This is a genomic window from Metabacillus sp. GQ13 (genome assembly GCF_059758525.1).
Window position 1 is genome coordinate 43,025 of sequence record NZ_JCAXET010000002.1, and the last position, 23,673, is coordinate 66,697.

Annotated in this window: 24 protein-coding genes; 17 read left to right on the forward strand and 7 right to left on the reverse strand. The window is 35.4% G+C overall.

The genetic code is table 11. The features are described from left to right. Window positions 1-103: 103 nt before the first annotated feature. From AC6CHR_RS02485 to AC6CHR_RS02495, 3 genes are all read left to right on the forward strand, one after another. Entirely contained in the window at window positions 104-955 is an 852-nt protein-coding gene (locus tag AC6CHR_RS02485) for a CvfB family protein (RefSeq protein WP_498246899.1), read from the forward strand. A 200-nt stretch (window positions 956-1,155) separates the two neighbouring features. Next, window positions 1,156-2,118 (forward strand): BMP family lipoprotein, encoded by a 963-nt coding sequence (locus AC6CHR_RS02490; RefSeq protein ID WP_498247182.1) that lies wholly within the window; start codon window positions 1,156-1,158, stop codon window positions 2,116-2,118. Between the two features lie 11 nt (window positions 2,119-2,129). Further along, window positions 2,130-3,794, forward strand: coding sequence for a methyl-accepting chemotaxis protein (locus tag AC6CHR_RS02495; protein ID WP_498246900.1), 1,665 nt, complete (start codon window positions 2,130-2,132; stop codon window positions 3,792-3,794). A gap of 90 nt (window positions 3,795-3,884) precedes the next feature. Here the strand turns inward: AC6CHR_RS02495 and AC6CHR_RS02500 are convergent, their stop codons facing one another. Continuing rightward, on the reverse strand, window positions 3,885-4,016 hold the full coding sequence (locus tag AC6CHR_RS02500) for a DUF3941 domain-containing protein (RefSeq protein ID WP_498246901.1): 132 nt from the start codon (window positions 4,014-4,016) through the stop codon (window positions 3,885-3,887). Between the two features lie 64 nt (window positions 4,017-4,080). Next, window positions 4,081-4,938, reverse strand: a complete 858-nt coding sequence (locus tag AC6CHR_RS02505; protein WP_498246902.1) for a DegV family protein — start codon at window positions 4,936-4,938, stop codon at window positions 4,081-4,083. Between the two features lie 478 nt (window positions 4,939-5,416). Here AC6CHR_RS02505 and AC6CHR_RS02510 point away from each other — a divergent pair, with 478 nt between their 5' ends. After that, window positions 5,417-6,259 (forward strand): YitT family protein, encoded by an 843-nt coding sequence (locus AC6CHR_RS02510; protein ID WP_498246903.1) that lies wholly within the window; start codon window positions 5,417-5,419, stop codon window positions 6,257-6,259. A gap of 12 nt (window positions 6,260-6,271) precedes the next feature. Next, a complete protein-coding gene (locus AC6CHR_RS02515; protein ID WP_498246904.1) occupies window positions 6,272-6,748 on the forward strand; it encodes a BsuPI-related putative proteinase inhibitor in 477 nt (158 codons plus the stop codon). A 153-nt stretch (window positions 6,749-6,901) separates the two neighbouring features. Here AC6CHR_RS02515 and AC6CHR_RS02520 read toward each other — a convergent pair whose 3' ends face one another. The 3 genes from AC6CHR_RS02520 to AC6CHR_RS02530 all read right to left on the reverse strand — a co-directional run bounded on the left by AC6CHR_RS02520 (window position 6,902) and on the right by AC6CHR_RS02530 (window position 8,198). Then, entirely contained in the window at window positions 6,902-7,102 is a 201-nt protein-coding gene (locus AC6CHR_RS02520) for a DUF3813 domain-containing protein (RefSeq protein WP_498246905.1), read from the reverse strand. Next, window positions 7,099-7,251: a hypothetical protein gene (locus AC6CHR_RS02525; protein WP_498246906.1), complete on the reverse strand. Its 153-nt coding sequence runs from the start codon at window positions 7,249-7,251 to the stop codon at window positions 7,099-7,101. Before AC6CHR_RS02525 ends, AC6CHR_RS02520 begins: the two co-directional genes overlap by 4 nt. Window positions 7,252-7,379: 128 nt before the next feature. Beyond that, entirely contained in the window at window positions 7,380-8,198 is an 819-nt protein-coding gene (locus AC6CHR_RS02530; protein ID WP_498246907.1) for a Cof-type HAD-IIB family hydrolase, read from the reverse strand. A 134-nt stretch (window positions 8,199-8,332) separates the two neighbouring features. Here AC6CHR_RS02530 and AC6CHR_RS02535 point away from each other — a divergent pair, with 134 nt between their 5' ends. The 10 genes from AC6CHR_RS02535 (at window position 8,333) to argF (ending at window position 20,866) form a co-directional block, all read left to right on the forward strand. Beyond that, entirely contained in the window at window positions 8,333-9,100 is a 768-nt protein-coding gene (locus tag AC6CHR_RS02535) for a prolyl oligopeptidase family serine peptidase (protein ID WP_498246908.1), read from the forward strand. A 94-nt stretch (window positions 9,101-9,194) separates the two neighbouring features. Further along, entirely contained in the window at window positions 9,195-9,503 is a 309-nt protein-coding gene (locus tag AC6CHR_RS02540) for a metal-sulfur cluster assembly factor (protein WP_498246909.1), read from the forward strand. 217 nt (window positions 9,504-9,720) lie between these two features. Then, window positions 9,721-10,098 carry an SET domain-containing protein gene (locus AC6CHR_RS02545; protein ID WP_498247183.1) on the forward strand — a complete coding sequence of 126 codons (378 nt, stop codon included), beginning with the start codon at window positions 9,721-9,723 and terminating at the stop codon, window positions 10,096-10,098. Window positions 10,099-11,069: 971 nt separating this feature from the next. Continuing rightward, window positions 11,070-12,107, forward strand: a complete 1,038-nt coding sequence (gene argC / locus AC6CHR_RS02550) for an N-acetyl-gamma-glutamyl-phosphate reductase (RefSeq protein WP_498246910.1) — start codon at window positions 11,070-11,072, stop codon at window positions 12,105-12,107. Window positions 12,108-12,223: 116 nt separating this feature from the next. Continuing rightward, a complete protein-coding gene (gene argJ / locus AC6CHR_RS02555) occupies window positions 12,224-13,456 on the forward strand; it encodes a bifunctional ornithine acetyltransferase/N-acetylglutamate synthase (RefSeq protein ID WP_498246912.1) in 1,233 nt (410 codons plus the stop codon). A gap of 10 nt (window positions 13,457-13,466) precedes the next feature. Then, on the forward strand, window positions 13,467-14,249 hold the full coding sequence (gene argB / locus AC6CHR_RS02560; protein WP_498246913.1) for an acetylglutamate kinase: 783 nt from the start codon (window positions 13,467-13,469) through the stop codon (window positions 14,247-14,249). Then, window positions 14,246-15,406 (forward strand): acetylornithine transaminase, encoded by a 1,161-nt coding sequence (argD, locus tag AC6CHR_RS02565; RefSeq protein ID WP_498246914.1) that lies wholly within the window; start codon window positions 14,246-14,248, stop codon window positions 15,404-15,406. The genes argB and argD overlap by 4 nt, the downstream gene beginning before the upstream one ends. 132 nt (window positions 15,407-15,538) lie before the next feature. Further along, window positions 15,539-16,606, forward strand: a complete 1,068-nt coding sequence (locus AC6CHR_RS02570; protein ID WP_498246915.1) for a carbamoyl phosphate synthase small subunit — start codon at window positions 15,539-15,541, stop codon at window positions 16,604-16,606. Further along, window positions 16,599-19,703, forward strand: a complete 3,105-nt coding sequence (gene carB, locus AC6CHR_RS02575) for a carbamoyl-phosphate synthase (glutamine-hydrolyzing) large subunit (RefSeq protein WP_498246916.1) — start codon at window positions 16,599-16,601, stop codon at window positions 19,701-19,703. Before AC6CHR_RS02570 ends, carB begins: the two co-directional genes overlap by 8 nt. 233 nt (window positions 19,704-19,936) lie before the next feature. Next, a complete protein-coding gene (gene argF, locus AC6CHR_RS02580; protein ID WP_498246917.1) occupies window positions 19,937-20,866 on the forward strand; it encodes an ornithine carbamoyltransferase in 930 nt (309 codons plus the stop codon). Between the two features lie 78 nt (window positions 20,867-20,944). Here argF and AC6CHR_RS02585 read toward each other — a convergent pair whose 3' ends face one another. Beyond that, window positions 20,945-21,790, reverse strand: a complete 846-nt coding sequence (locus AC6CHR_RS02585) for an undecaprenyl-diphosphate phosphatase (RefSeq protein ID WP_498246918.1) — start codon at window positions 21,788-21,790, stop codon at window positions 20,945-20,947. Window positions 21,791-21,885: 95 nt separating this feature from the next. On the opposite strand from AC6CHR_RS02585, the gene AC6CHR_RS02590 reads away from it, so the two are divergent. Then, window positions 21,886-22,065 carry a YjzC family protein gene (locus AC6CHR_RS02590; protein ID WP_498246919.1) on the forward strand — a complete coding sequence of 60 codons (180 nt, stop codon included), beginning with the start codon at window positions 21,886-21,888 and terminating at the stop codon, window positions 22,063-22,065. 89 nt (window positions 22,066-22,154) lie between these two features. On the opposite strand, the gene AC6CHR_RS02595 is transcribed toward AC6CHR_RS02590, so the two are convergent. Then, window positions 22,155-22,346: a YjzD family protein gene (locus tag AC6CHR_RS02595; RefSeq protein WP_498246920.1), complete on the reverse strand. Its 192-nt coding sequence runs from the start codon at window positions 22,344-22,346 to the stop codon at window positions 22,155-22,157. A gap of 329 nt (window positions 22,347-22,675) precedes the next feature. On the opposite strand from AC6CHR_RS02595, the gene AC6CHR_RS02600 reads away from it, so the two are divergent. Beyond that, window positions 22,676-23,410, forward strand: coding sequence for an alpha/beta fold hydrolase (locus AC6CHR_RS02600; protein ID WP_498247184.1), 735 nt, complete (start codon window positions 22,676-22,678; stop codon window positions 23,408-23,410). The last annotated feature ends 263 nt before the right edge of the window (window positions 23,411-23,673 follow it).

The window sequence follows — 23,673 nt, forward strand, 5'->3', positions numbered from 1 at the left end:
AGGATTTACGTACTGGTTGTTTTCGCAAAGATTGTGGTTATTCGTATAATTAGCCAAACTTTTAGAAGAGAACCTACTTAATTGATGAAGGGACAGATATAAAATGATACCAGGTACATTTGAAATACTAACAATAGATGAGAAGGTCGAGTATGGATACTTCTTAACTGATGGTGAAGAACGTGTGTTATTACATAAAACAGAGGTAATAGGTGAGATTGAAGTAGGCGATGAGATTGAAGTCTTTTTCGGAGTTGATTCACAAGATCGTTTATATGCAACAATGAAAAAACCATTGATTACTGAGGGCTCATACGAATGGCTTGATGTAGTAGACATCGTTGAGGATATGGGAGCATTCGTATACATTGGCTTAAGTAAGGATGCACTTGTTGCAGAGGATCATCTTCCGTTTTTAAGAGAGGTTTGGCCTAAAGTAGGAGACAAACTTTACTGTACATTAAAGGTCACAGGAAATGGCAAATTTTTTGCCCGACTTGCAACAGAGGATATTGTTGAACCATTTATTAAAGAAGCAGACCGTTCTGTATTCAATAAACAAGTTACTGGGACTGTTTATCGGATGATTGTTGCGGGATCATATATTTTAACAGAGGATGGGTATAAAGGATTTATTCATTCATCTCAACGTATCGTCGAACCCCGTTTAGGTGAGACCGTTACAGGTAGAGTGATTGATGTAAAGGAAGACGGAACAGTTAATGTCTCTTTACTGCCACGTAAACACGAGGCTTTGAGTGGTGATGCGGAACGAATTTATGCTTATATGCAAGAGCGAGACGGGGCAATGCCTTATACAGACAAAAGTGATCCAGATGACATCTATGAACGTTTTAATTTAAGTAAAGCTGCATTTAAGCGTGCATTAGGTCACCTTATGAAAAATGAGAGAGTATATCAAAAAGAGGGATGGACGTATTTTAAAGAGCAATAAAATGAATAATTAGCAAAAAAGCTTTCATTTCGTCAGAGGAATGAAAGCTTTTTTACGTTTGTAAGATAATAATTTTCAGAATATTCTTTTCTGTTAAAAAAATAATAACTTTAATAGTTAAGTATTAATAATAGTAGAAATATGCCGATAGAAGTCTATGTATTATTTTAATATAGATTATTGGAGGTTTTTAAATGTGCATAAAGAAACTCACTGCCGTGGTATTTCTTTGTTTTATCCTTATGATAAACGGCTGTTCGCAACAAGAGGTTGCTAGTAAAGTCGATGAAAAGGTGAAAATTGGTATTATGCTTTCAGATGTAGGTTTAGGAGATCAATCTTTTAGTGATTTAGCTTTTAGTGGACTTGTTAAAGCTAGGAACGAATTAGGTATTATTTTTGACTATCGTGAATTAAAGGAAACTGAGACTTATGAAGCGGGCTTAACTGAACTAGTAGAAGAAGACTGTGATGTCATAGTTGGCCTCGGTTTTATGGTACAGGCTGATCTAGAAAAAGTAGCAAAAAAGTATCCAAAACAACAATTCATTATCATTGATTCTGTAGCTGATTTCGACAATATAAGTTCTATCACCTTTAAAGAAGATCAAGGAAGCTTTTTAGCTGGCGTTGTAGCATCTTTAACGACTGAAACAAATAAGCTAGGGTTTATTGGTGGAGATGATGTCCCATTAATTAATAAATTTGAAGATGGTTTTATTAACGGTGCAAAAGCGATAGAACCATCTATCACTGTTAATGTAAAGTATGCTGGAGACTTTGGTAATGATCAACTAGGTGCGGAAATCGCCCGTGAGATGATTGATAAGGATTCTGATGTGTTATTTGCAGCAGCTGGTCTAACGGGTGTGGGAGTTTTGAAACAAGCTCAAGCAAGTAAAGTAAATGCGATAGGTGTTGATAGTGACCAATATTTTTATGCAGAAAAGGCAGTTATTACCTCGATGCTAAAAAATGTTGATGTTGCAATGTACCAAGTGGCTGAACAACTTGTGAAAGAAGGTAAAGTTAAGAAGGGCCATATTGAATTAGGTTTAGAAGAGAATGGCATTGACTTAGCACCTTTGAGAGTGAACATATATACAAAAGAACAGGAAGAAATCATAGAAGATTGGAAGAAACAGCTTTCCATTGACAGATAAGGAGGAACGATATGACTATTAAGAAAAAATTACTTTTAAATTCTGTTAGTGTATTATTAGTAGCTATTTTAATGATTGCATTTATTATTTATAATATGCTATCCATTCAATCATCGAATGCTGACCAAGTACCAACACTTTTGAATATCCAAACGCTCCAAGGAGAATTAAATACATCGAAACAAGGGTTGAGTAATTATTCAGTTAACCCGACAGATGCACAAAAGCAAGAGATATTGATGAGTATATCTCGTAGTGATCAACTTATTGCAGCATTGTCTAAGAGTCTAGCTGATACAAAAAGAAAAGAGATTTTAAATGAACTAATGACTAAATATGATACATGGAAACTAGAAACAAATACAGCAATGGACGGTAAAGTACAAGCTGAAGCGAAACGTCAATCCATTCGAGTAGATGGGATGGAGAATGATTTATATCTTCTAAATGAATATGCAAATGAACAATACCAATATTTACAGGAAAACTTAGACAAAAAGATTTCCTTTATTATTATTTCAGCTATTATTGGTTCACTTATATTAGTTGTACTTTCCACTTTCATTGCAGTAAGAATGACCAATTCTATTACACGTCCATTGGACAAATTATCTAAAAATGCTGAAAAAATTGCTACCGGTAACTTAGTTGTTGAACAGATAAATTATAAAGGGAAGGATGAGCTGGGTGCTTTAAATGGCTCCTTCACGAGAATGGTCGATCAATTAAAAGGCTTATTATTTTCGATAGAAAAGGTGAGCAAAGATGTTGGAAATTCTGCTAAAATTCTTGAGGGTGAAAATAAAGGTTTGACTAGTATTAGTAATCAGGTGGCTATATCGACTAATGAGATGGCAATTGGTACACAGTCTATATCCGGCGACTTACAAGATACTGTAACGTTAATTGAACAGATGGAACTTGAGTTTAGTCATAATGTAAGTCAATCTGATCAATCTGTTTCTTTTGGACATGAAGCTGTTACAGCAATAAACACTGGACAAGATGCTATTGAAATACAACGTAATCTAATAACAGAGAATTCGAAAACAAGTCAAACCATCCAGTCTGCAACAAAAACGTTTATAGAATATACGAGTGAAATAGAAGTGATGGCGAAAACCGTTTCTGGAATTGCAGCACAGACAAACTTATTAGCCTTAAATGCAGCGATTGAAGCAGCTCGTGCAGGTGAAGCTGGTAAAGGATTTGCTGTTGTTGCTGATGAGGTACGTAAGCTAGCGGAGGAGTCAGCAAAATCAACTAAACATATTTTCGATATGGTTACTATGATTAAAACAGGAATTTCTCATATTAATAAGTCAGTTGATAAAGGTGTAGCAATTGCTGGGCAACAACAGAAATCAATGGAAATCACCACAACAGCCTTTGTAAACATCGGAGAAAAGGTTGATGAAATGATGAAGGGACTTACATCATTATCAGAGGGGATCCTGCATTCAAAACAATTTGGTGAACGTGTTTTGCATAGTGTAGAAAGTATTAGTGCAGTAGTTGAAGAGACGGCTGCAGGTAATGAGGAAATCTCTGCATCAACAACGGAACAATTAGCAGCTTTCGAGAAAATTGTTGACGAGGTTGTAATGATGGGGAAATTAACAGTTGAATTAAATCAGACATTAGAATCTTTTAAATTTGAGGAAGAAACAGAGTGAATTCTTATCTTAAAAGGATCTAAATACTTAGTGTTGTTATAACGGAGGATTAGAAAAAAAGGCCTATATGGCCTTTTTAGAAGTATGCTTTTATAGATGATCTGACTTATTAGAATATTGATCTCTACCCTTTTTACGGTTTTTTTCACGCATCATATTTTTTTCGTGTTGCTTGGCGTTGTTATCTTTTGCTTTTTTATCATTATCGCTAGTGTGTGGCATTAAGATGATGCTCCTTTCAAAAGAAGTATCTTTACTATGCCCTCATTACCGATAACTATGTAAATTATAGCTCGTCATTTAAGAAGAAGATCGCAATTGTCCCAGGACCAGCGTGTGCTCCAACTACAGCTCCGACATAATTAATATAAACCTCTTTTGGTGAGAATTCTTCGGCAATCATTGTTTTCATTTCATTCGCTGCCGCCTCATCATCTCCATGACTAATAGCGACCGTTTGATTTTGAAAATTAACTCCACGTTCCTTCATAATCTCAATAATTCTCCGGAAAACTTTTTTGCGACCACGAATTTTTTCAAGTGGAATCAGTTTCCCGTCCTCGACATGTAGTAAGGGTTTAATATTTAACAAACCACCAACAAATGCAGAGGCCTTGCTAATTCTACCGCCACGAGCTAAGTAATCTAAATTATCAACTGTAAAAATATGTTCCATTTTTAAACAATAACCTTTTACAGCTTCTTCAATTTCAATTAAAGGCATACCGCTTTTTGATAATTCGAATGCGTATTTCACAGCAAGACCATGCCCAAGAGAGGCACATTTTGTATCTATTATCGACAACTCAAAATTCGGATATTCCTCAATTATCTCATTGCGGATCATCATGGCTGTTTGATATGTTCCGGATAGTTCAGAAGAAAAGGCGACATAAAGACTAGGAATATTCTTGTTAGCTAGCTCTGTAAATGTTTCTTTTAGGTCAAGTGGGGACACTTGTGATGTTTTTACAATGACACCCTTACGCATTTCATCATATATTTGTTTTGGATGTATGTCCTTTTGATCACGAAGAAGCTTACCATTCATCTCAACGCTAAGCGGGAGAAATGAAATTGAATGCTCTTCAAAATATTCTATTGGTAAATCACAAGCACTATCAGCTATGATATGTACATTCATCAAAACACCTCATTTTTAAAGTTTTAGGGTTTTAAAAGCGTGTTAATTTACGTTTGAGTCAAATTAGACTCTTTCATATAGGTTGTTTTCGCAACAATGTTGTCCTTTAAATATTCTCTAATAATGGTATTACTAATTCTTCATATGTAACAGGTAAGTGGAACAAATCTTAGGAAGAATTGAATTAATGTAAAGAAAGCATTCATTTTTGTCCTTGTTTCAGTTTCTAGCTCCAGCGCCTAGCCCCTCGAGGGAAAAAGAGATTCACTTTTTCCTAAGTCATAAGCCACTAATAAATTTAAGGAAATAGCACCTTCATTTTATTAGCGTCTTATGCTTGTCGGGGCTGTTCAAGGCGCTTATGCTTTTCTAATAAGTTTATCATGATACCGTTAAATTACAATCTTTGTATTCATTTCTAGTAAAAATGGGAAGAACAATGAATAGGGTACTTAGAAAGGATGGGAGGTTTTTTTATATGTTGAAATCTGAAGGATTAAAAGTCATTGTCGTGATTGTTGGTGCATTATTAAATGCAATTGGTTTAAATTTGTTTTTAATCCCTGCAAATGTATATGCTAGTGGCTTTACTGGTATTTCGCAGCTTCTTTCCAGTGTGATCGAAGATCATACACCTTTTTATGTTTCAACGGGTATTTTATTATTTTTATTAAATATTCCGGTTGCTATTTTAGGTTGGAAAATGGTGGGGAAATCATTTACTTTGTATAGTTTTTTTAGTGTAGCGATTACTACTTTCTTTTTAGGTATCGTACCTTTGGTTTCTCTTTCAGAGGATATTTTATTAAATGCTGTGTTTGGTGGTGTGATTTCTGCGGTAGGAGTTGGCATCACACTAAAGTACGGTGCATCAACTGGTGGCTTAGATATCATAGCCATGATTCTCTCGCGGATGAAGGATAAACCTGTAGGAACTTATTTCTTTATCTTGAATGCATTCATTATTATTACCGCAGGTCTCTTATACGGCTGGGAAAAGGCCTTATATACACTTGTAACCCTTTACGCAACGACAAGGGTTATTGACGCCATCCATACTAGACATGTAAAGCTAACTGCTATGGTTGTAACGAATAAAGGTGAAGAGTTAAAAAAGGCGATTCATGGGAAGTTAGTACGAGGGATTACAACCTTACCAGCTAGAGGTGGTTTTACAAATGAATCGAAAGATATGCTGATTATTGTTATTACACGGTATGAAATGTATGATTTAGAAAGAGTCATAAAAGAAGTTGACCCAAATGCCTTTACAAATATAATTGAAACGACTGGGATTTTCGGCTTTTTTAGAAAAGAGTGATGAGGTGCTTAGATGGGAAGATTTATATTCCTGTTTTTCTTTATTCTACTGTTTAGTTCTGGTTGTTCAGGTGATCATGAAAAGTCAGGAAAAACAGATTTGAAAAAAGGAGATGAAAAGGATATGGGAAATGAACTGTTAGTACTTGAGGTTGATTTAAATAGCCTGGAGGATCAATATCAGTTCATCATCAATTTGACAAATAAGTCAAATGAAGAGAAGAAGCTTGAATTTTCATCTAGTCAAAAGTATGAAATCATTGTGACTGATGAAAATCAAACTGAAATGTATCGGTATTCTGAAGGGAAAATGTTTACCCAGGCAATGGATCATGTATTAATAAAAGCGAATGATACAATTCAATGGGAAGAAACATTGGAAATGAACAAAAAAGAACTAAAAAAAGGGTTTTACGAGGTGCAAGTGTCTGTATTGTCTACTGATTCAAATAATTTGGTAAGTTCGAAGCCATTTGAGATTGTTGAATAAAAAAGATGCGGACTCTTAAAAGAGCCCGCATCTACAAAAGCGGAATATCCAGCTCCAGAAGTCCGATTTTGAAAAAGTCGGATACCCAGTGCCTAGTAAACCTCAACTATACGTTGTAGAAATGACTCTTGCGCTTTTGCCATGTAAGATAACTCATGATTGAATGGAATCAATTGTATCCTGGAAATCATGTAGTTGAGCTCGTTCTGCATCAGTACTATTCATAAAAGCAGAAGTTAAGTCATTTTTTGCTTTTATAATTGCTTCACTCTTATCCCCTTCGTTAGAACCTTTTGCAACAGAACTTGCGAAAGCCACTGACTCACGAGCTTGACGAAACAATCGATTACTCATAATATCCCTCCAAGTGAGGTATCTGTTTGTCGTTCTTTACGATCTTCTGCTTCTGATAAAGTTGTATGGTAAGGGAACCTCTCATCGTGTTTGGTAACTGTATCTTTGCCTTGTTGAACAAAACGTTTAGATTTGTTACTTTTACCCATCGAAAAAGCCCCCTTAAGATACATTTTTTTGCACCCGCTATAATCATGACGCGTCATTACGTCTGTCTTATTGTATGCAAAAGGGTAAATTATATAAATGCCAAATTGTATCTTAATTAATGGCGTTTTTATAGGGATAATACGTCTTTTAAGTAAAGAGCGACGCCATCCTCTTCATTTGTTTTAGTTGCCTTGTTTGCAACAGTTTTTACTTTATCAATAGCATTGCCCATTGCAACACCATGTCCTGCATATTCGAGCATTTCTAGATCATTGTCTTCATCACCAAAGGCAATAATCTGAGTAGGAGGTATTTGATAATACTCTGCAATTCTTTTAAGACCAACAGCTTTATTCACTCCAGCCTTAATAATTTCAATGACATGCCAAGGAGCAGCCCATCTTCTATGATCAACAACTTCAGCATGTACATCTGATAAATAACCTCTAATTTTATCTACATGTTCTACAGGAGCGTGAATTAGAATGCTTGTCACATCATCGCCTAAATTTTTGCGTAAGTCGCCTATTTTCACTTCTGGATTTCCCATACTAAAAACATCTAATAGTTTTTGGTCATGATAATGAAAATAAACATCATCAATAATTTCTGCTAACATATTATGAATGTTATGTTTCTCAGCTACATCGATAATTTCTTTTACAATTTTGAGGTCTAAAGTAGTATGATATGTTCCCCATTGATCATTTTTAGGGTGATGAACATATGCTCCATTAAAATTAACAATGGGTGTAGTAAGTTGTAATTCTTCATAGTATATGGAACTAGAACGGAAAGGTCTTCCCGTAGCAATACAAACGATATGCCCAGCAGCTTTTGCCTTTTGAATCATCTCTTTGGAATAATCGGAAATTGTTTTATTGTCTGTTAAAAGGGTCCCATCTAAGTCCAAGGCAATCAAGAAAGGTTTTGTATTTGTATCCATAAAATCTCCTTTTCATGGTAATCATTAGTTTGTAATGAGAAGTAATGCCCTTATAGTGTATCTTTTTTCCAAGTTTCCTGTCTACATGTTACAATGGTGCCGTGGCATAATCGTTTGATCGGAGCGTGTTTTACTTGGTTATTGTTGAAAAATTAAATGTTAAAAACATTCCACTCTTACATATTGTAGATAATGATCTACAGAATAAAAAAACCCCATTTGTGATTTTTGTTCATGGATTTACGAGTGAAAAGGAAGTGAATTTGCATTATGCATATAAACTTGCTGAAAAAGGGATAAGAGTTGTTTTACCTGAAGCTCTTTATCATGGAGAAAGAAGTGAACAGTTAGGAACAAAAGAATTAAGTTTCAGCTTTTGGAAAATAGTACTAAATGAAATAAGTGAAATAAATTTAATTAAAGAGCATTTTGAAGCGAATGCTATAATTGATAGCAACCGAATTGGTCTAGCAGGAACTTCAATGGGTGGAATTACCACATTAGGTGCATTAACACAGTATGATTGGATAAAAGCAGCTGTTAGTCTTATGGGAAGTCCTTGCTACACAGCATACTTAAGAGCACAACTGGATGCATTTCATAAAAATGGAGTGGAAATCCCACTAACAACAGAAGAAGTTAATGAACAACTGATGCAATTAGAACCATTTGATTTGAGTTTGCATAAGGACAGACTGCAAAAAAGGCCACTTTTATTTTGGCATGGAGAAAGAGATGATGTCGTCCCATTTGCTCCTACCTATCAATTTTATAAAGATATTATGCCAGAGTATGAAAGAGAACCAGAAAAGCTCCAATTTATTGCTGATCCAATAGCTGGTCATAAGGTTTCACGTGAGGGTACCCATGCCCTAGTAAATTGGTTCGCTCGTCATTTATAAGATACAAAGGAGCAAAAACCTTTATTTATATAAGGAACTTTACTATACTCATGGTAGATAGAATGATGACGTAAAAGTGAGAGGAGTGATTTAAATGGATGAAGCTTTAAAAGAAAATTTATATGGTGCGCTTGAAACGGTTGTTGATCCAGAGCTAGGTGTTGATATCGTAAATCTTGGTCTAGTATATGACGTAGATATGGATGATAAGGGACAAACGGATGTTTCGATGACATTAACTTCAATGGGGTGCCCGATGGCTGGAACGATCGTTGAGCAAGTGAAAGAGGCACTTTACGATATTCCAGAAGTGAAAAACGTTGAAGTTAATATCGTTTGGAGTCCGCCATGGACTAAAGATAAAATGTCTAGATATGCGAAAATTGCCTTAGGTATTCAATAAAAAACGTAAATAAATACGCACAAAAAAGCTTGAGATTTCTCAAGCTTTTTTGTTTTGAAATAAAAGGGCAGTAGCCTTCCGCTTTTCAAAGTGTCCAGATCCAGGCTCCTTAAGCTTTTTCTAAAAAAATTTGCTTTCTTCTTTCTAAACCTTCACAATGATAAGGATAGGGTACAGGATCTGTACGTTAGAGAAAATGAATATGTAGGTGATTAACATTATTGAAATAAAGTCATCCCCGATTAGTGATGGGGAATTCAACCGTGGAGTATTTGCAAAAGTTGATATAAAAAAAGGTCAGCTCATTCATGAAGCGCCTGTTATTGCATATCCAAATAGTGAACATGTCCACATTGAAAAAACATCACTTGATGATTATGCATTTGAGTATGGAATAAATCATACAGCAATCTTACTAGGTTATGGAATGTTATTTAACCATTCCTACAAACCAAACGCCACTTACGATATAAACTTTGATAACCATACGTTTGATTTTTATGCCTACACGGACATAAAGGCAGGAGATGAAATTTTAATTAACTATAATGGTGAAGTCGATGACAACGAGCCACTATGGTTTAATAAAGATTAAGGCTCTTATCTAAAGGCTCTTTTCTAAAAGTTTGTTGCTCTAGTACGAATAAAAATCGGCTTTTGGATTTTTATTATCTAAATTGAAGCGATCTTCAGTGGGATATCAGAGTCATTTAACGAAAAGAGCACGAAGATAGGCTGAATACGTAAAGATTTACTTTTTACGAAAAACAACAATCTTTGCGAAAACAGCCTTTCTAAAAGTTGTTGCTCTCAGGCTTGAAGACAGAATAAATACGAATAGAACGGCTGCTTGTTACTACATTCTACAAACTTTGTGAAATTAGTATTTAATCAAGACAAAGTAGGAAATAGTGAGTATAACTCCGAGGGATAACTTTGTTGATCATGTAGCCTTTTATATGAATAGCCTCTTGGTTCTTTGATTGATTAGTCCTTTCCCTTGTAGAAAGGGACATTCAAGTGCCAAGAGGCTTTTTATAATGGTTTTAAGCATTTTTTTTTTACACTCTTCACTTTTATATAGTTCTATTACTCATAAACACCTCTAAACCATAGTTAATCATTCCTCTTATGAAATGGGATAAAAAATAAGATTTAATCCTACTGTTATCCAAATAAAGACAACATAAACAATTATAGTAGTATGAGCTGTAACTTTTAACATTTTCTATAGACTTTATGCATTCTAATGCATATAAATAAATTCAGAGGAATTGATCTCTTGGGTAGTTAACTTGAAAATATATCAACTATTTTTTTTGAGATTTTTTTTATTCCTTTTTTCTCTAAGTGGTGATAAGAGCTTATAATTATTAGCTCCACCTGAATGGTATGTAGATGAGGAATTTTATATTTTGGTGGCCAATTGTTCCTATAAATCACTTTGAAACCTGATTTTTTTGAAAAATGTAAAAAAATATTATTTATACACTTGATTTTATTTTTATACATATTTATAATTGAGAAATAATTTAGAATACGAACTTAACAGAAGAAGGTGATTTGGTGAAGGTCGGAATTATCGGTGCCACTGGATATGGTGGAGTCGAATTATATCGTATATTATCTAATCATCCTCATGTAGATGAATGTATTTTATATTCATCTTCTGAAGCAGGTATCCCATATATCAATTCGCTACCGCATTTAACTGAATTAAGTAATCATATATTAAAGAGTATTGATGTCGAAGAAATAAAAAACAACATAGCTGTCTTGTTTCTTGCGACTCCTCCAGGGGTTTCCAAGAGCTTATCACCACAATTTATTAATTCAAATGTAAAAATAATTGATTTATCTGGTGATTTAAGACTAAAGGATAAAAATGATTATGAGACATGGTACAAACGACCATGCGTAGATGAACAGGTTCTCGCAGAGGCTGTATATGGTCTTCCTGAGTTAAACAAAGAAGAAATCGTTACGGCTAAGCTAATTGCCAATCCAGGGTGCTTCCCAACAGCAACGATTTTAGGGCTAGCACCGGTTGTAGAAAAGAAAGTAGTGAACGAACAATCGATTATTGTGGATGCCAAAACAGGCGTTTCAGGTGCAGGTAGACAATTATCACAAACAACACACTACTCGGAAACAAATGAAAATGTGAAAATATATAAAGTGCATGAACATCAGCATATCCCTGAGATTGAACAAGCGCTGCACCAATTAAATGAAGCGGTTAGCTATATATCATTCAACTCACATTTATTGCCAATCACACGTGGGATTATGGCCACAATTTATGCTAATTTAACTGATACGTATACAACAGAACAATTACTAGATTTATATAAAGAGTTTTATGCTAAATCACCATTTGTACGAATTCGCAAATTAGATCAATTTCCATCTACTAAAGAAGTTTATGGTTCCAACTTCTGTGATATCGGACTTAAAGTTGACGAACGGACTGGAAGAGTCACCATTGTATCGGTTATTGATAATTTAATGAAGGGTGCTGCTGGTCAAGCGGTTCAAAACTTTAATATAATGAACGGATTTGATGAAACAACTGGTTTATTATTTTCACCTATTTTTCCATAAGGTACATTTTGCTCTATGAGAGTTCGAAGACAGGGTACAGAAAACAAAGAAAATACAAAAACTAGATTACTAGTAAAAATACTCACCCACAAAGACAACTAGGGAGGAAAAAAGCAGTGCTACAAACAAAGGATACCTCTGCTATAACAAAAATTGAAGATGGTTCTATCGTTTCACCAAAGGGATTTTTAACTGATGGTGTTCACGCAGGTTTAAGATATTCTAAAAATGACTTAGGTGTTATTTATAGCGAAGTACCAGCAAATTGTGCTGCTGTATATACCCAAAGTCATTTCCAAGCAGCACCACTAAAGGTTACTCAGGAAAGTATTGCAAAAGAAGGACTGTTACAAGCAATCATTGTCAACAGTGCAAATGCAAATGCTTGTACAGGTGAGCAAGGTTTTCAAGATGCGTATGAAATGAGAGAAAGAAGTGCAAAACTGCTTAAAATCGAAAATCATTTTGTAGCGGTTGCCTCAACTGGTGTGATTGGGGAGTTTTTAGAAATGGAAAAAATTCGTAATGGCATAGATCAATTAAAGCCAAAGACTTCCAAAGATGCAGCAATCGAATTCCAACAAGCAATCTTAACGACAGACTTAGTGATGAAAACATCATGTTATGAGGTTGTAATTGATGGAAGGAAGGTAACAATTGGCGGTGCTGCAAAAGGATCAGGTATGATCCATCCGAATATGGCAACAATGCTTGCCTTTGTAACAACTGATGCAAATATTGATTCTGAATCCTTACAATCAGCTTTAAAGGGTATTACAGATAAAACATATAATCAAATAACGGTTGATGGTGACACGTCAACAAATGATATGGTTTTAGTGTTGGCCAATGGTCAAGCGGAAAACGAACAATTAAATGAGAATCATCCACAATGGAATGATTTTATATCGGCATTTCAAATGGTTAGTGAGGAGCTTGCAAAACAAATTGCTAAAGATGGCGAGGGAGCAACTAAACTAATCGAAGTAGAAGTAACTGGAGCTAAAACGAAGCAAGAAGCCAATATTGTTGCGAAAAAGATTGTTGGCTCTAGTTTAGTAAAAACGGCTGTTTATGGAGCTGATGCAAACTGGGGAAGAATAATTTGTGCAGTTGGTTATAGTGAAGCAGCAGTAGAACCAGATAAAATTGACATTTATTTAGAGGACCTTTGCTTGTTTACAAACAATAGACCTCAAACCTTTTCAGAAGAAATAGCTAGTGAATATTTAAAAAAGGACCAAGTGAAAATTTTAGTAAATCTTGGTGATGGCAAAGCATCTGGAAAAGCATGGGGCTGCGATTTAACCTATGATTATGTGAAAATAAATGCGAGTTATAGAACATAAGGAGATCGATATGTCAAAAATAGTCGTTTTGAAATGTGGCGGAAGCACAGTACACCAATTGTCAGCATCATTTTTTCAAAGTTTAAAAGACTTGATTGAACATGATTGGAAAATTATGGTTGTACATGGTGGTGGTCCCGATATAACCAACATGCTAACGGCCTTAAATATTGAGACGGAATTTTTCAAAGGACAGCGTAAGACAACAGAAGCAGTGTTGGAAGTAGCTGAAATGGTATTGGCAGGGAAGATTAATAAGCATCTAACAAACCTCTTGCAACAAAAGGGTCTTAAGTCAATTGGGGTTTCAGGTAGTGATGGTAACCTATTAGAAGCTAACTATTTAGATAAGGTTAATCTTGGATTGGTTGGCAAGGTGACATCAGTTGATACATCTATCGTGTCATTACTAATGGAAAATGGATATATTCCTGTAGTTGCACCACTTGCACGTACGGTATCACATGAAACACTTAATGTTAATGCTGATTTAGCTGCAGCTGCAATTGCAAACGCGGTAGGAGCTGAGAAATTACTATTCGTGACAGATGTACCGGGTATTCTAAATGAAAATAAACAAGTAATTGAAAGAATTACTCCAAATGAAATTCATTCATATATAGCTAGTGAAGTTATTACTGGTGGCATGATCCCGAAAGTACAATCAGCAATGGCAACACTTTCAGATACATGCAAAGAAGTGATGATTGTAAGTGGACAGCAAGCGTTTATCGAGAATAATAGCTTCAAAGGAACAAAAATAGTGAGAGAAGAGGAGGTTATGTCTTCATGAGTAATTTATTTCCTACTTATTCTAGATGGGATGTTACGGTTAAAGAAGCAAAAGGCTCATGGATTACAGATGAAAATGATATAAAATATTTAGATTTTGTTTCAGGAATTGCAGTTTGTAATTTAGGTCATGCAAATGAAGATGTTATGCAAGCCGTACAAGATCAGCTAACAAAATATTGGCATGTATCGAATATGTTTCATCAACCGATTCAAGAGGATGTTGCAAAGCTTTTAGTGGATAATAGTGAAGGAGAGGCCGTTTTCTTTTGCAACAGTGGTGCAGAAGCAAATGAGGCAGCAATTAAACTAGCACGCAAGCATACTGGAAAAACGAAAATTGTAACATTCCTTCAATCATTTCATGGAAGAACATTTGCAACTATGTCAGCAACTGGACAGGAAAAAATCCATCAAGGTTATGGTCCTCTTCTCGAAACGTTTACGTACCTTCCATATAATCAAACAGATGCATTAAAGGAACTTGGAGACGATGTTGCTGCTATCATGCTTGAAGTAATTCAAGGAGAAGGTGGAGTAGTTCCAGCTGAACAGGCATTTATTGATCAAGTAAAAGAAACATGCACGAAAATTGGTGCACTATTAATAATTGATGAGGTACAGACTGGAATAGGTCGAACAGGTAAGCCGTTTGCTTATCAGCATTATGGTTTAAAACCAGATATTGTCACATCAGCGAAGGGGTTAGGAAATGGTTTACCAGTAGGTGCAATGATTGGAAAAAAATCACTACTCGAAACCTTTCATGCGGGAAGTCATGGTTCAACATTTGGTGGAAACCCGATAGCAATGGCAGCTGCAAAGGCTACACTAACAAAAATTTTTAATGAAGAGTTTTTAAAAGAAGTTACTGAAAAAAGTAATTACTTAGTTAAGAAGTTGCATAGTATAGTGGGAAATCATCCACTTGTGAAAGATATACGTGGAACGGGTTTACTAATTGGTATAGAATGTAAGGAACAAGCTGGTTCAATAATTAATGAATTAAGAGAACGTAAACTTCTCGTAATTGCAGCAGGTCCTAATGTTATTCGACTACTGCCTCCGCTAAACGTATCTTATGATGAGATTGATTTAGCAGTTGAAACGATTGGTCATACATTCTCTACAAGTAATCAAAAAGTTACCGCTCATTAATGTAAATGAGCATTTTTTTTACAAATTGTTGAATAAAAATACTATGAGTCTTATAATTATCCAATAAACCAAAAGAAAAAGCTGGAAGGGTGAAACCCTATCTATAATATAAGACGAACGAGGTGCGAACAGATGAAAGGATATCTCCATCTAGAGGATGGTTCAGTATATATGGGTGAACTTATGTCTGGCTCACAAGATATAAGTGGTGAAATTGTTTTTTTTACAGGTATGACAGGATACCAAGAAGTGTTGACAGATCCATCATATAAGAATCAAATTGTAGTATTTACCTATCCGCTTATTGGGAACTATGGTATCAATATTAGTGATGATGAAAGTAAAAAGCCGCAGGTAAAGGCTGTTGTCATATATGAGTGTACTTCACAGTATTCTCATTATGAGGCTCAGTATAGCTTTAAAGAATACTTGCAAAAGTGGAATATTCCAATTATCCATCATGTTGATACAAGGGCTGTTGTAAAAAAAATCCGACATCACGGCTCAATGGCAGCAAAGATCTCTTCAACAATTAATAAGGAAGAAAAGCCTTGCGCGATTTATGAAGATGGAGTTTTTGAGGTTACCTCTAATTTGAAAAAAACATATGGAAACGGCGAAACGCATATAGTTCTGATTGATTTTGGCTATAAAAAATCAATTTTAACTGCCTTACTAAACCGTGGTTGCAAAGTGACGACATTACCTTTTAAGATGATGAATGAAATTGCTGATTTACATCCAGATGGTGTTTTATTATCAAATGGTCCAGGAGATCCAGAGCAGCTTTCAAGTTATTTTCCGCAAATAAAAGAGATTGTGTCCTCCTATCCAACTTTAGGAATTTGCTTAGGGCACCAATTAATTGCCTTATCATTTGGTGCAAAGACGAAAAAACTCTTATTCGGACATCGAGGAGCAAATCAACCTGTTTATGATTTGAAAACCGAAAAAGTATTCATGACCTCACAAAATCATAGTTATGTTGTCATTGGAGACAGCCTGAAGTCAACCGAATTATCGCTACGTTTTTATCATATAAATGATGATTCGATTGAAGGATTATCACATTCGACATTACCGATATTAACAGCACAGTTTCATCCAGAAGCACATCCAGGCCCGACTGATAGTGAGTGGATTTTTGATGAATTTTTAGATTTAGTTGCTGTAGCAAAAGGAGATATACTTTATGTCTAAAAATCAATTAATCAAAAAGATCGTTGTTATTGGATCTGGTCCAATCATAATTGGTCAGGCAGCAGAGTTCGATTATGCAGGTACTCAGGGTTGTTTAGCCTTAAAGGAAGAAGGATACAAAGTTATCCTAGTGAATAATAATCCGGCTACAATTATGACAGATGAAGAATATTCGGATGTCCTTTACTTTGAACCGATTACGATTGAAAGTGTCACGAAAATAATTGAAAAGGAAAGACCAGATGGCTTACTCGCCTCATTAGGTGGTCAAACTGGACTCAATTTAGCAATGGAGCTTCATGAAGCAGGAGTTCTAGAAAAGTTTGGTGTACAGGTATTAGGCACCTCAATTGACTCGATACGTAAAGGTGAAGACCGCAATGAGTTTCGCCAGCTAATGTACGATTTAAATGAACCTATTCCGGAAAGCTCCATCGTGACGACAGTGGCAGAGGCTATTGAATTTTCTAACAAAATAGGATTCCCGATCATCATCCGTCCTGCCTATACACTTGGTGGTAAGGGTGGTGGAATTGCCGAAAATGCTGATGAATACAAAAAATTAGTGAAAAGTGGATTACAAGCAAGTCCAATTACGCAGTGTTTAGTTGAAAAAAGCATCGCAGGCTTTAAAGAAGTTGAATATGAAATGATTCGAGATTATAAGGGTACATGTATATCTGTATGTAATATGGAAAATATTGATCCTGTTGGTGTTCATACAGGTGACTCAATAGTAGTTGCCCCATCACAAACTTTAACAGACCAAGACTATCATATGCTTAGAAGTGCAGCGGTGAAAATCGTTTCAGCACTTGGTGTGGTCGGTGGATGTAACATTCAATTGGCACTCGATCCTAAGAGTAAGCAATATTATATTATTGAAGTTAATCCACGGGTCAGCAGATCTTCTGCTCTAGCATCGAAGGCTACTGGTTATCCAATTGCCAAGATTGCTGCAAAACTTGCAGTTGGTTATACTTTGGATGAACTAAAAAATCCTTTAACGATGAGTACCTATGCAAGCTTTGAGCCAGCACTTGATTATGTTGTTGTTAAGTTTCCTAGATGGCCTTTCGATAAATTCAGTAAGGCAGACCGTAAGTTAGGGACGAAAATGAAAGCAACTGGTGAGGTTATGGCCATTGAACGTAATTTAGAGGCTGCCCTTCAAAAAGCATGTGATTCATTAGAACTTGATAATATAGGAACGCATTTACCTGAATTTGAGAACCAAACGACAGCTGAAATCATTGCCTGTATGAATAAAACGGATGATCGTCGCTTCTTTGCGGTAATGGAGCTTATAAGAAGAGGAATGACAATAGAAGAAATCAACGAAATGACAGAAATGGATCTTTATTTTCTATCTTGCTTTAGAAATATTGTTGATTTAGAAAAACAAATAAAAGCGCAATCCCTCGCATCGCTTGATAGTGAATTAATGGCCAAGGTAAAGGAAAAGGGATTTTCGGATCGAACCATAGCATCTTTGCTCCAAGAATCTGAAGATAAGGTTCGAGATCTGCGTCTTAAAGTGGGGATAAAGGCAACTTATAAATATGTTGATACATGTGCAGCTGAATTCGAAGCACGGACCAATTATTTTTACTCTACTTACTTTGGGGAAAATGAACAGCCTGAATTCAATGATAAGAAAAAGGTTTTAATCATTGGATCAGGACCAATTCGAATTGGTCAGGGTATTGAATTTGATTATAGTGCTGTTCATGGAATTAAAGCCTTAAAAGAGTTAGGCTATGAAGCAATCATGATAAATAATAATCCTGAAACTGTAAGTACTGATTTTGAAACAGCAGATCGTCTTTATTTTGAACCGATCACTTTAGAACATGTCCTAAATGTAGTTGATTCAGAAAATATCGATTCAGTAATTGTACAGTATGGTGGTCAAACAGCTATCAACCTCGCAGAACAATTAGAAGGTGCGGGTGTTAAATTATTAGGTACAGATACTGACACTCTTGATTGGTTAGAGGATCGAGATAAGTTTTATCATCTATTAGATGACCTATCAATCCGTCATGCGATTGGATTAACTGCAAATAATTCGGATGAGGCAATAAAGGGAGCAAATGAAATTGGATATCCAATTCTTCTAAGACCCTCTTATGTAATTGGTGGTAAAGGAATGGTTGTTGTTTATAATGATGAACAATTAACTGATTTGTTATCAAGCAATGTAAATATGATTTATCCTGTATTAATTGATCAGTTTGTTGAAGGTCTTGAAGGTGAGATTGATCTTATCTCAGATGGAAATGAAGCTTTTATTCCAACCTATATTGAACATGTTGAACCAGCAGGTGTTCACTCAGGTGATAGTCTTGCAATTCTTCCATCGCAAAACATAACTGAGGACAACAAAAAAGTCATTGTACAATATGCAAATGCGCTCGTGAAAAAGTTGAATTACCGTGGAATTATGAACATTCAATTTTTAATTAATAATGAGCAAATTTATGTTGTGGAGGTAAATCCACGTGCAAGTCGAACTGCACCTATTATCAGTAAAGTAACTGGAATACCGATTATTAAATATGCTACTTTCTTACTGTGTGGTAAAGTACTAAATGAAATGGCACTAGAACAACCAGAAGTGAATGATTGGGTTGCGGTTAAATATCCAGTGTTTTCAAGTCATGCTTTACATGATGTGGATATTACCCTGGGTCCTGAGATGAAGGCCACAGGTGAAGGCATGTGTGTAGGTAAAAATCTTCAGTTTGTCTATAGAAAAATATTCTATAAGGATCTTGAAAATGTAAAAACTGTTTATTTTGATGTTAAGAATGAGGATGTAATGAAGGCAACGGAACAAGCGGGTCTTCAAGCCATTACAACGGATTATTCTTCCTGGATAGAAGGCAATAAAGGAATATTTGTTTCACTTATTGATAGTGAAGAGGCCAAACTAAATCGTCAATTGGCAATTGAAAAAGGGATGATTTTGTTTACCAACCTTGCTACCTATTATGCATGCTTACAAGCGATAGATGTTGTAGATGATTCTGTACAATCGATACAACAGTTGAATAAGCGAGTAGCTAGTAGTAGTCATGCTACTACGACATGATAGCAACAATTAAAGAGTTAAATATGAATCAACAACCTTTGTGGAAAAAGACTTTTGGATAAATGGTAATATAAACGAATAAGAGGGGTATTTCCCCTTAACTACATAGGATCGGTAATTAACATACCAGTGGTGAAGAAACCACTGGTATAATGTGGACCCTGGTCGAAGATTAACAAATAAGGTAGGAAAGATGCGTTCCCTTACCGATCAAAAAGGAAGTGTGTCACATAATGAACAATGTAAAAATAAAAGAAAAAAGAGACTTTTTAACCCTTCTAGACTATAGTAAAAAAGAAATTCTTGATCTTATTGAAGAGGCAATCAGCCTAGAAGAAAATCCGCTCCAGCCGGTTTTAAAAGGAAAAACATTGGCGATGATCTTTGAAAAATCTTCTACTAGAACACGTGTATCCTTTGAAACAGGCATGTTGCAATTAGGTGGTCATGCGTTATTTCTAAGTAGCCAAGACCTACAATTAGGTAGAGGAGAACCTGTTTCTGACACAGCAAAAGTTCTATCTGGTTATGTGGATGGGATCATGATTCGTACCTTCGGACATGATAAAATTGAAGAGTTAGCTAAACACGCTAACATACCAGTTATCAATGGTTTAACTGACCTTTTTCATCCTTGCCAAGCCCTTGCTGATTTAAAAACGATTTATCGCGTAAAACAAAAATTTGTAGGCGTTAAAACAGCCTATCTGGGTGATGGTAACAATGTTGCACATTCATTGATGATTGCTGCGGCCAAAGTTGGTATGGACTTTTCATTAGGATGTCCACAAGGTTACGAGCCAGAACCGTCAGTTGTTGAAGCAGCTCAAAAAATTGCTGAAGAAACTGGAGCAAAGATTACTATCACAAATGACCCAGTTGAGGCTGTTCAAGAAGCCGATATTATCTATACAGATGTATGGGCAAGTATGGGGCAAGAGAGTGAGCAACAACAACGTTTACTTGCTTTTAAACACTTTCAAGTAAATGATCAACTTGTCAAACATGCAAAGGACGATTATTATTTTCTACATTGCTTGCCTGCACACCGTGAAGAAGAAGTTACCACTGCTATCATCGATGGTGAGCACTCAGTGGTATTTGAGCAAGCTGAAAATCGCCTGCATGTTCAAAAAGCTCTGTTGAAGAAATTACTAGGTTAATCTGTAAGAGATAGATGACATAATGAAAGAGGCTGACGAATTCGTCAGCCTCTTTCATTGCGTATTGCTTTTTTGCTATTAAGCAAATAGTAATACAGCAATACCAACTATGAAGCAATAGATTGAGAAGTACTTTAAATTTCCTTTTGCCATAATATTCATAAACCATTTCAGAGAAAAATAGGACGTAATTAACGCAGCAATAAAAGCAACAATATAAGGAATAAGCAAAGTATCTAAATTTGGATCCTTTATTAGATCCGTTATGCTTAAGATCATACCTCCGAAGCTAATCGGAATAAATAATAGGAAAGAAAACTTAAGTGCTGTTTCTTGTTTCATTCCTAATCCCATTGCAGCTACAATTGTCGCACCTGAGCGGCTTATACCTGGAATTAAAGCTACTGCTTGGGCTAGTCCAATAATAACAGCATCCTTCACTGTTAAGTCTCCGTCATTTTTACGACCACGTAAATTTCGAATCATCCATAACGCTATACCAGTAATAATTAACGTAATAGCTGTCACATGAATCTTCTTTAAATGTTTGGAAATGTCATCATTGAATAACACTCCAATCACACCTGCAGGAATTGTTGCAATAATAAGGTAAAGAATAAAATTGAAATCACTCTTAGCTTCTTTATCCTTATTTGTCACATATCTTACTCCATTTACTGTTAATCGAACTAAATCCTTGCGATAGATAATAAGTACCGCAATAAGTGATGCTGTATTAACAAATAATTCAAAAGACAAACCTTCAATTTCAACACCAAGGAATGTTTGGGCAAAAACCAAATGACCACTAGATGAAATTGGGATCGGTTCAGTAAAACCTTGAAATAAACCTAATAACAAGTACTTTAAAATTAAAAGTAAATCCAAATTAGTATCCCCCGTTAGTATGACAATCAATTTCATTAAACATGATGAAAGGTATTCTGTAAAGAACTTTTAGTATACTCATGAAAAAAGTTTGAGCGGAGATACTATAAAAACAAGAGAGGAGGAGAAGTATGGGCCAACAGCATCGTTTTAGATCAGGTCAAAAAGCACCTAATAACGGTATCTATGTAGAAGTGGGTGAAACAGGTTCAAATGTAACGAATCCGGGTCAAGTTAGATTAAAGGCAGGAGATCGTTTCCCTGAAGCAGCGAACCATAATCGACAGTGGACATATAAAAGGAAGCCTTAAAATAACCTCGTAATGGGGAAATCCACTTTAAATTCAAAAAAACCTACTATAAAAGTAGGTTTTTTTGAATTTAGGTCGAACATCATTTATTAATGATGTTTAGGGTCAGCAGTTGGCTCACTCGGTATCACTTCTGCAATAAAGAAAATGATAACGATTGCAATGACAGATAAGATACTAGCTGTCATAAAGTCATAATGGCCACCTGTCATAGAATTAACTACATATGATGCCATATGTATTAATAAAAATCCCCAAATAAATGTCCAAACGAAACGCATTGCATTCACCTCTATTTCAAAGACGCATTATTACTACATTTTATCACATATTATTTCATTAATAAAAGTAAGTTTTTAAAAAGTGACAGGTTTTCTTATTCGTTTTTCGAAATTGTGCTCATTTCAAGCAATTTATCCATTACTTAAGTACACCAAATGATTTTGTACCAATACATCCTTGTTCGTCTATATTTAATAGAACAGTGATATAATCCTATTCTTTTTAAATATAGATACATACATTAAATAGAAGGAGAGGGAATATGATGTTCTTAAAAATCCTTTTTCCTCATTAAAAATTTATAGAAGAGAAAGGTGGTGGGCAAGTGATGAAAATTACGGAACGATTTTTTCAACTTGAAACGGAATGGAATGTCGTACATTTACCAACTAAACCAAATGGATTTGGCGTATTAATTCTAGGTGACCGGACAGACTTTGTAGAAAAAAATTCAAGTTTCTGGCATCAAAACTACGGAAGGCATCAATTTATTAAAGATTTAATGAATAAGGGCTATACGCTCTTTCATTCTAATTTATATGGTTGTAATTGGGGGAGTCCACGAGCTGTAACAATGGCAAAGCAGCTCTATCATATGGTATTAAAAAAAGAAATTCTAAACCGAAAAATTCATATCCTATCTGAGGGAATGGGCGGATTAACTGCATTACAATTAATGGAAACAGTACCAGACAATATCCGTTCTGTGGCAATGATGAATCCTTGCCTTGACCTCAAAGTCCATCTCGAAAAAGAAAGAGAGCATAAGTTCTTTTACAAACGATTAGTAAAAGAAATATCTCTAGCATATGGTACAGACGAGAAGAAGTTACATTCGTTAAACCTACCTTCAATGAAGAATTTAACTTCCCAAAGCCCAGTTCAAATTTGGCAAAGAATGAATAGCTACACCTATGTTCCACAAGATCATAGTAAACGATACGAGGAAATAAGAAATAATATGGGTAGCCCCATTCAGCTTATCTTTCATTTTGGGGATAATCCATATCGAACTAACCAATCAATCATAAAGTTTTATAAAGAAAATGAGAAAAATCTATAGATAACAAATGCCTAAATATTCTTAGTAGGACTAATAAGTTTCGAGTCTAGCTCCAGAGCCTAGCCCCTCGAGTCATAAGTCACTGATGAATTGAAGGAAAGGACACCTTCATTTCATCAGCGTCTTATGCTTGTCGGGTCTGAACAAGGCTCTTGCGCTTTTCAATTGTGGCTAGCTCCAGAGCCCAGCGCCTAGTGAACTTCACCCTCCTTCACAAGATAAGTCAACATCGAATCGCTAGCGCTCTTCGTGTTTCCTTTATC

What these genes read in the sequence shown, in the direction of transcription:
- AC6CHR_RS02485 (WP_498246899.1), top strand. Translation starts at nt 104, where the DNA reads ATGATACCAGGTACATTTGAAATACTAACAATAGATGAGAAGGTCGAG.
- AC6CHR_RS02495 (WP_498246900.1), top strand. Translation starts at nt 2,130, where the DNA reads ATGACTATTAAGAAAAAATTACTTTTAAATTCTGTTAGTGTATTATTA.
- AC6CHR_RS02500 (WP_498246901.1), bottom strand. Translation starts at nt 4,016, where the DNA reads ATGCCACACACTAGCGATAATGATAAAAAAGCAAAAGATAACAACGCC.
- AC6CHR_RS02505 (WP_498246902.1), bottom strand. Translation starts at nt 4,938, where the DNA reads ATGAATGTACATATCATAGCTGATAGTGCTTGTGATTTACCAATAGAA.
- AC6CHR_RS02510 (WP_498246903.1), top strand. Translation starts at nt 5,417, where the DNA reads ATGTTGAAATCTGAAGGATTAAAAGTCATTGTCGTGATTGTTGGTGCA.
- AC6CHR_RS02515 (WP_498246904.1), top strand. Translation starts at nt 6,272, where the DNA reads ATGGGAAGATTTATATTCCTGTTTTTCTTTATTCTACTGTTTAGTTCT.
- AC6CHR_RS02520 (WP_498246905.1), bottom strand. Translation starts at nt 7,102, where the DNA reads ATGAGTAATCGATTGTTTCGTCAAGCTCGTGAGTCAGTGGCTTTCGCA.
- AC6CHR_RS02525 (WP_498246906.1), bottom strand. Translation starts at nt 7,251, where the DNA reads ATGGGTAAAAGTAACAAATCTAAACGTTTTGTTCAACAAGGCAAAGAT.
- AC6CHR_RS02530 (WP_498246907.1), bottom strand. Translation starts at nt 8,198, where the DNA reads ATGGATACAAATACAAAACCTTTCTTGATTGCCTTGGACTTAGATGGG.
- AC6CHR_RS02540 (WP_498246909.1), top strand. Translation starts at nt 9,195, where the DNA reads ATGGATGAAGCTTTAAAAGAAAATTTATATGGTGCGCTTGAAACGGTT.
- argB (WP_498246913.1), top strand. Translation starts at nt 13,467, where the DNA reads ATGTCAAAAATAGTCGTTTTGAAATGTGGCGGAAGCACAGTACACCAA.
- argD (WP_498246914.1), top strand. Translation starts at nt 14,246, where the DNA reads ATGAGTAATTTATTTCCTACTTATTCTAGATGGGATGTTACGGTTAAA.
- AC6CHR_RS02570 (WP_498246915.1), top strand. Translation starts at nt 15,539, where the DNA reads ATGAAAGGATATCTCCATCTAGAGGATGGTTCAGTATATATGGGTGAA.
- carB (WP_498246916.1), top strand. Translation starts at nt 16,599, where the DNA reads ATGTCTAAAAATCAATTAATCAAAAAGATCGTTGTTATTGGATCTGGT.
- argF (WP_498246917.1), top strand. Translation starts at nt 19,937, where the DNA reads ATGAACAATGTAAAAATAAAAGAAAAAAGAGACTTTTTAACCCTTCTA.
- AC6CHR_RS02585 (WP_498246918.1), bottom strand. Translation starts at nt 21,790, where the DNA reads ATGAAATTGATTGTCATACTAACGGGGGATACTAATTTGGATTTACTT.
- AC6CHR_RS02590 (WP_498246919.1), top strand. Translation starts at nt 21,886, where the DNA reads ATGGGCCAACAGCATCGTTTTAGATCAGGTCAAAAAGCACCTAATAAC.
- AC6CHR_RS02595 (WP_498246920.1), bottom strand. Translation starts at nt 22,346, where the DNA reads ATGCGTTTCGTTTGGACATTTATTTGGGGATTTTTATTAATACATATG.
- AC6CHR_RS02600 (WP_498247184.1), top strand. Translation starts at nt 22,676, where the DNA reads ATGAAAATTACGGAACGATTTTTTCAACTTGAAACGGAATGGAATGTC.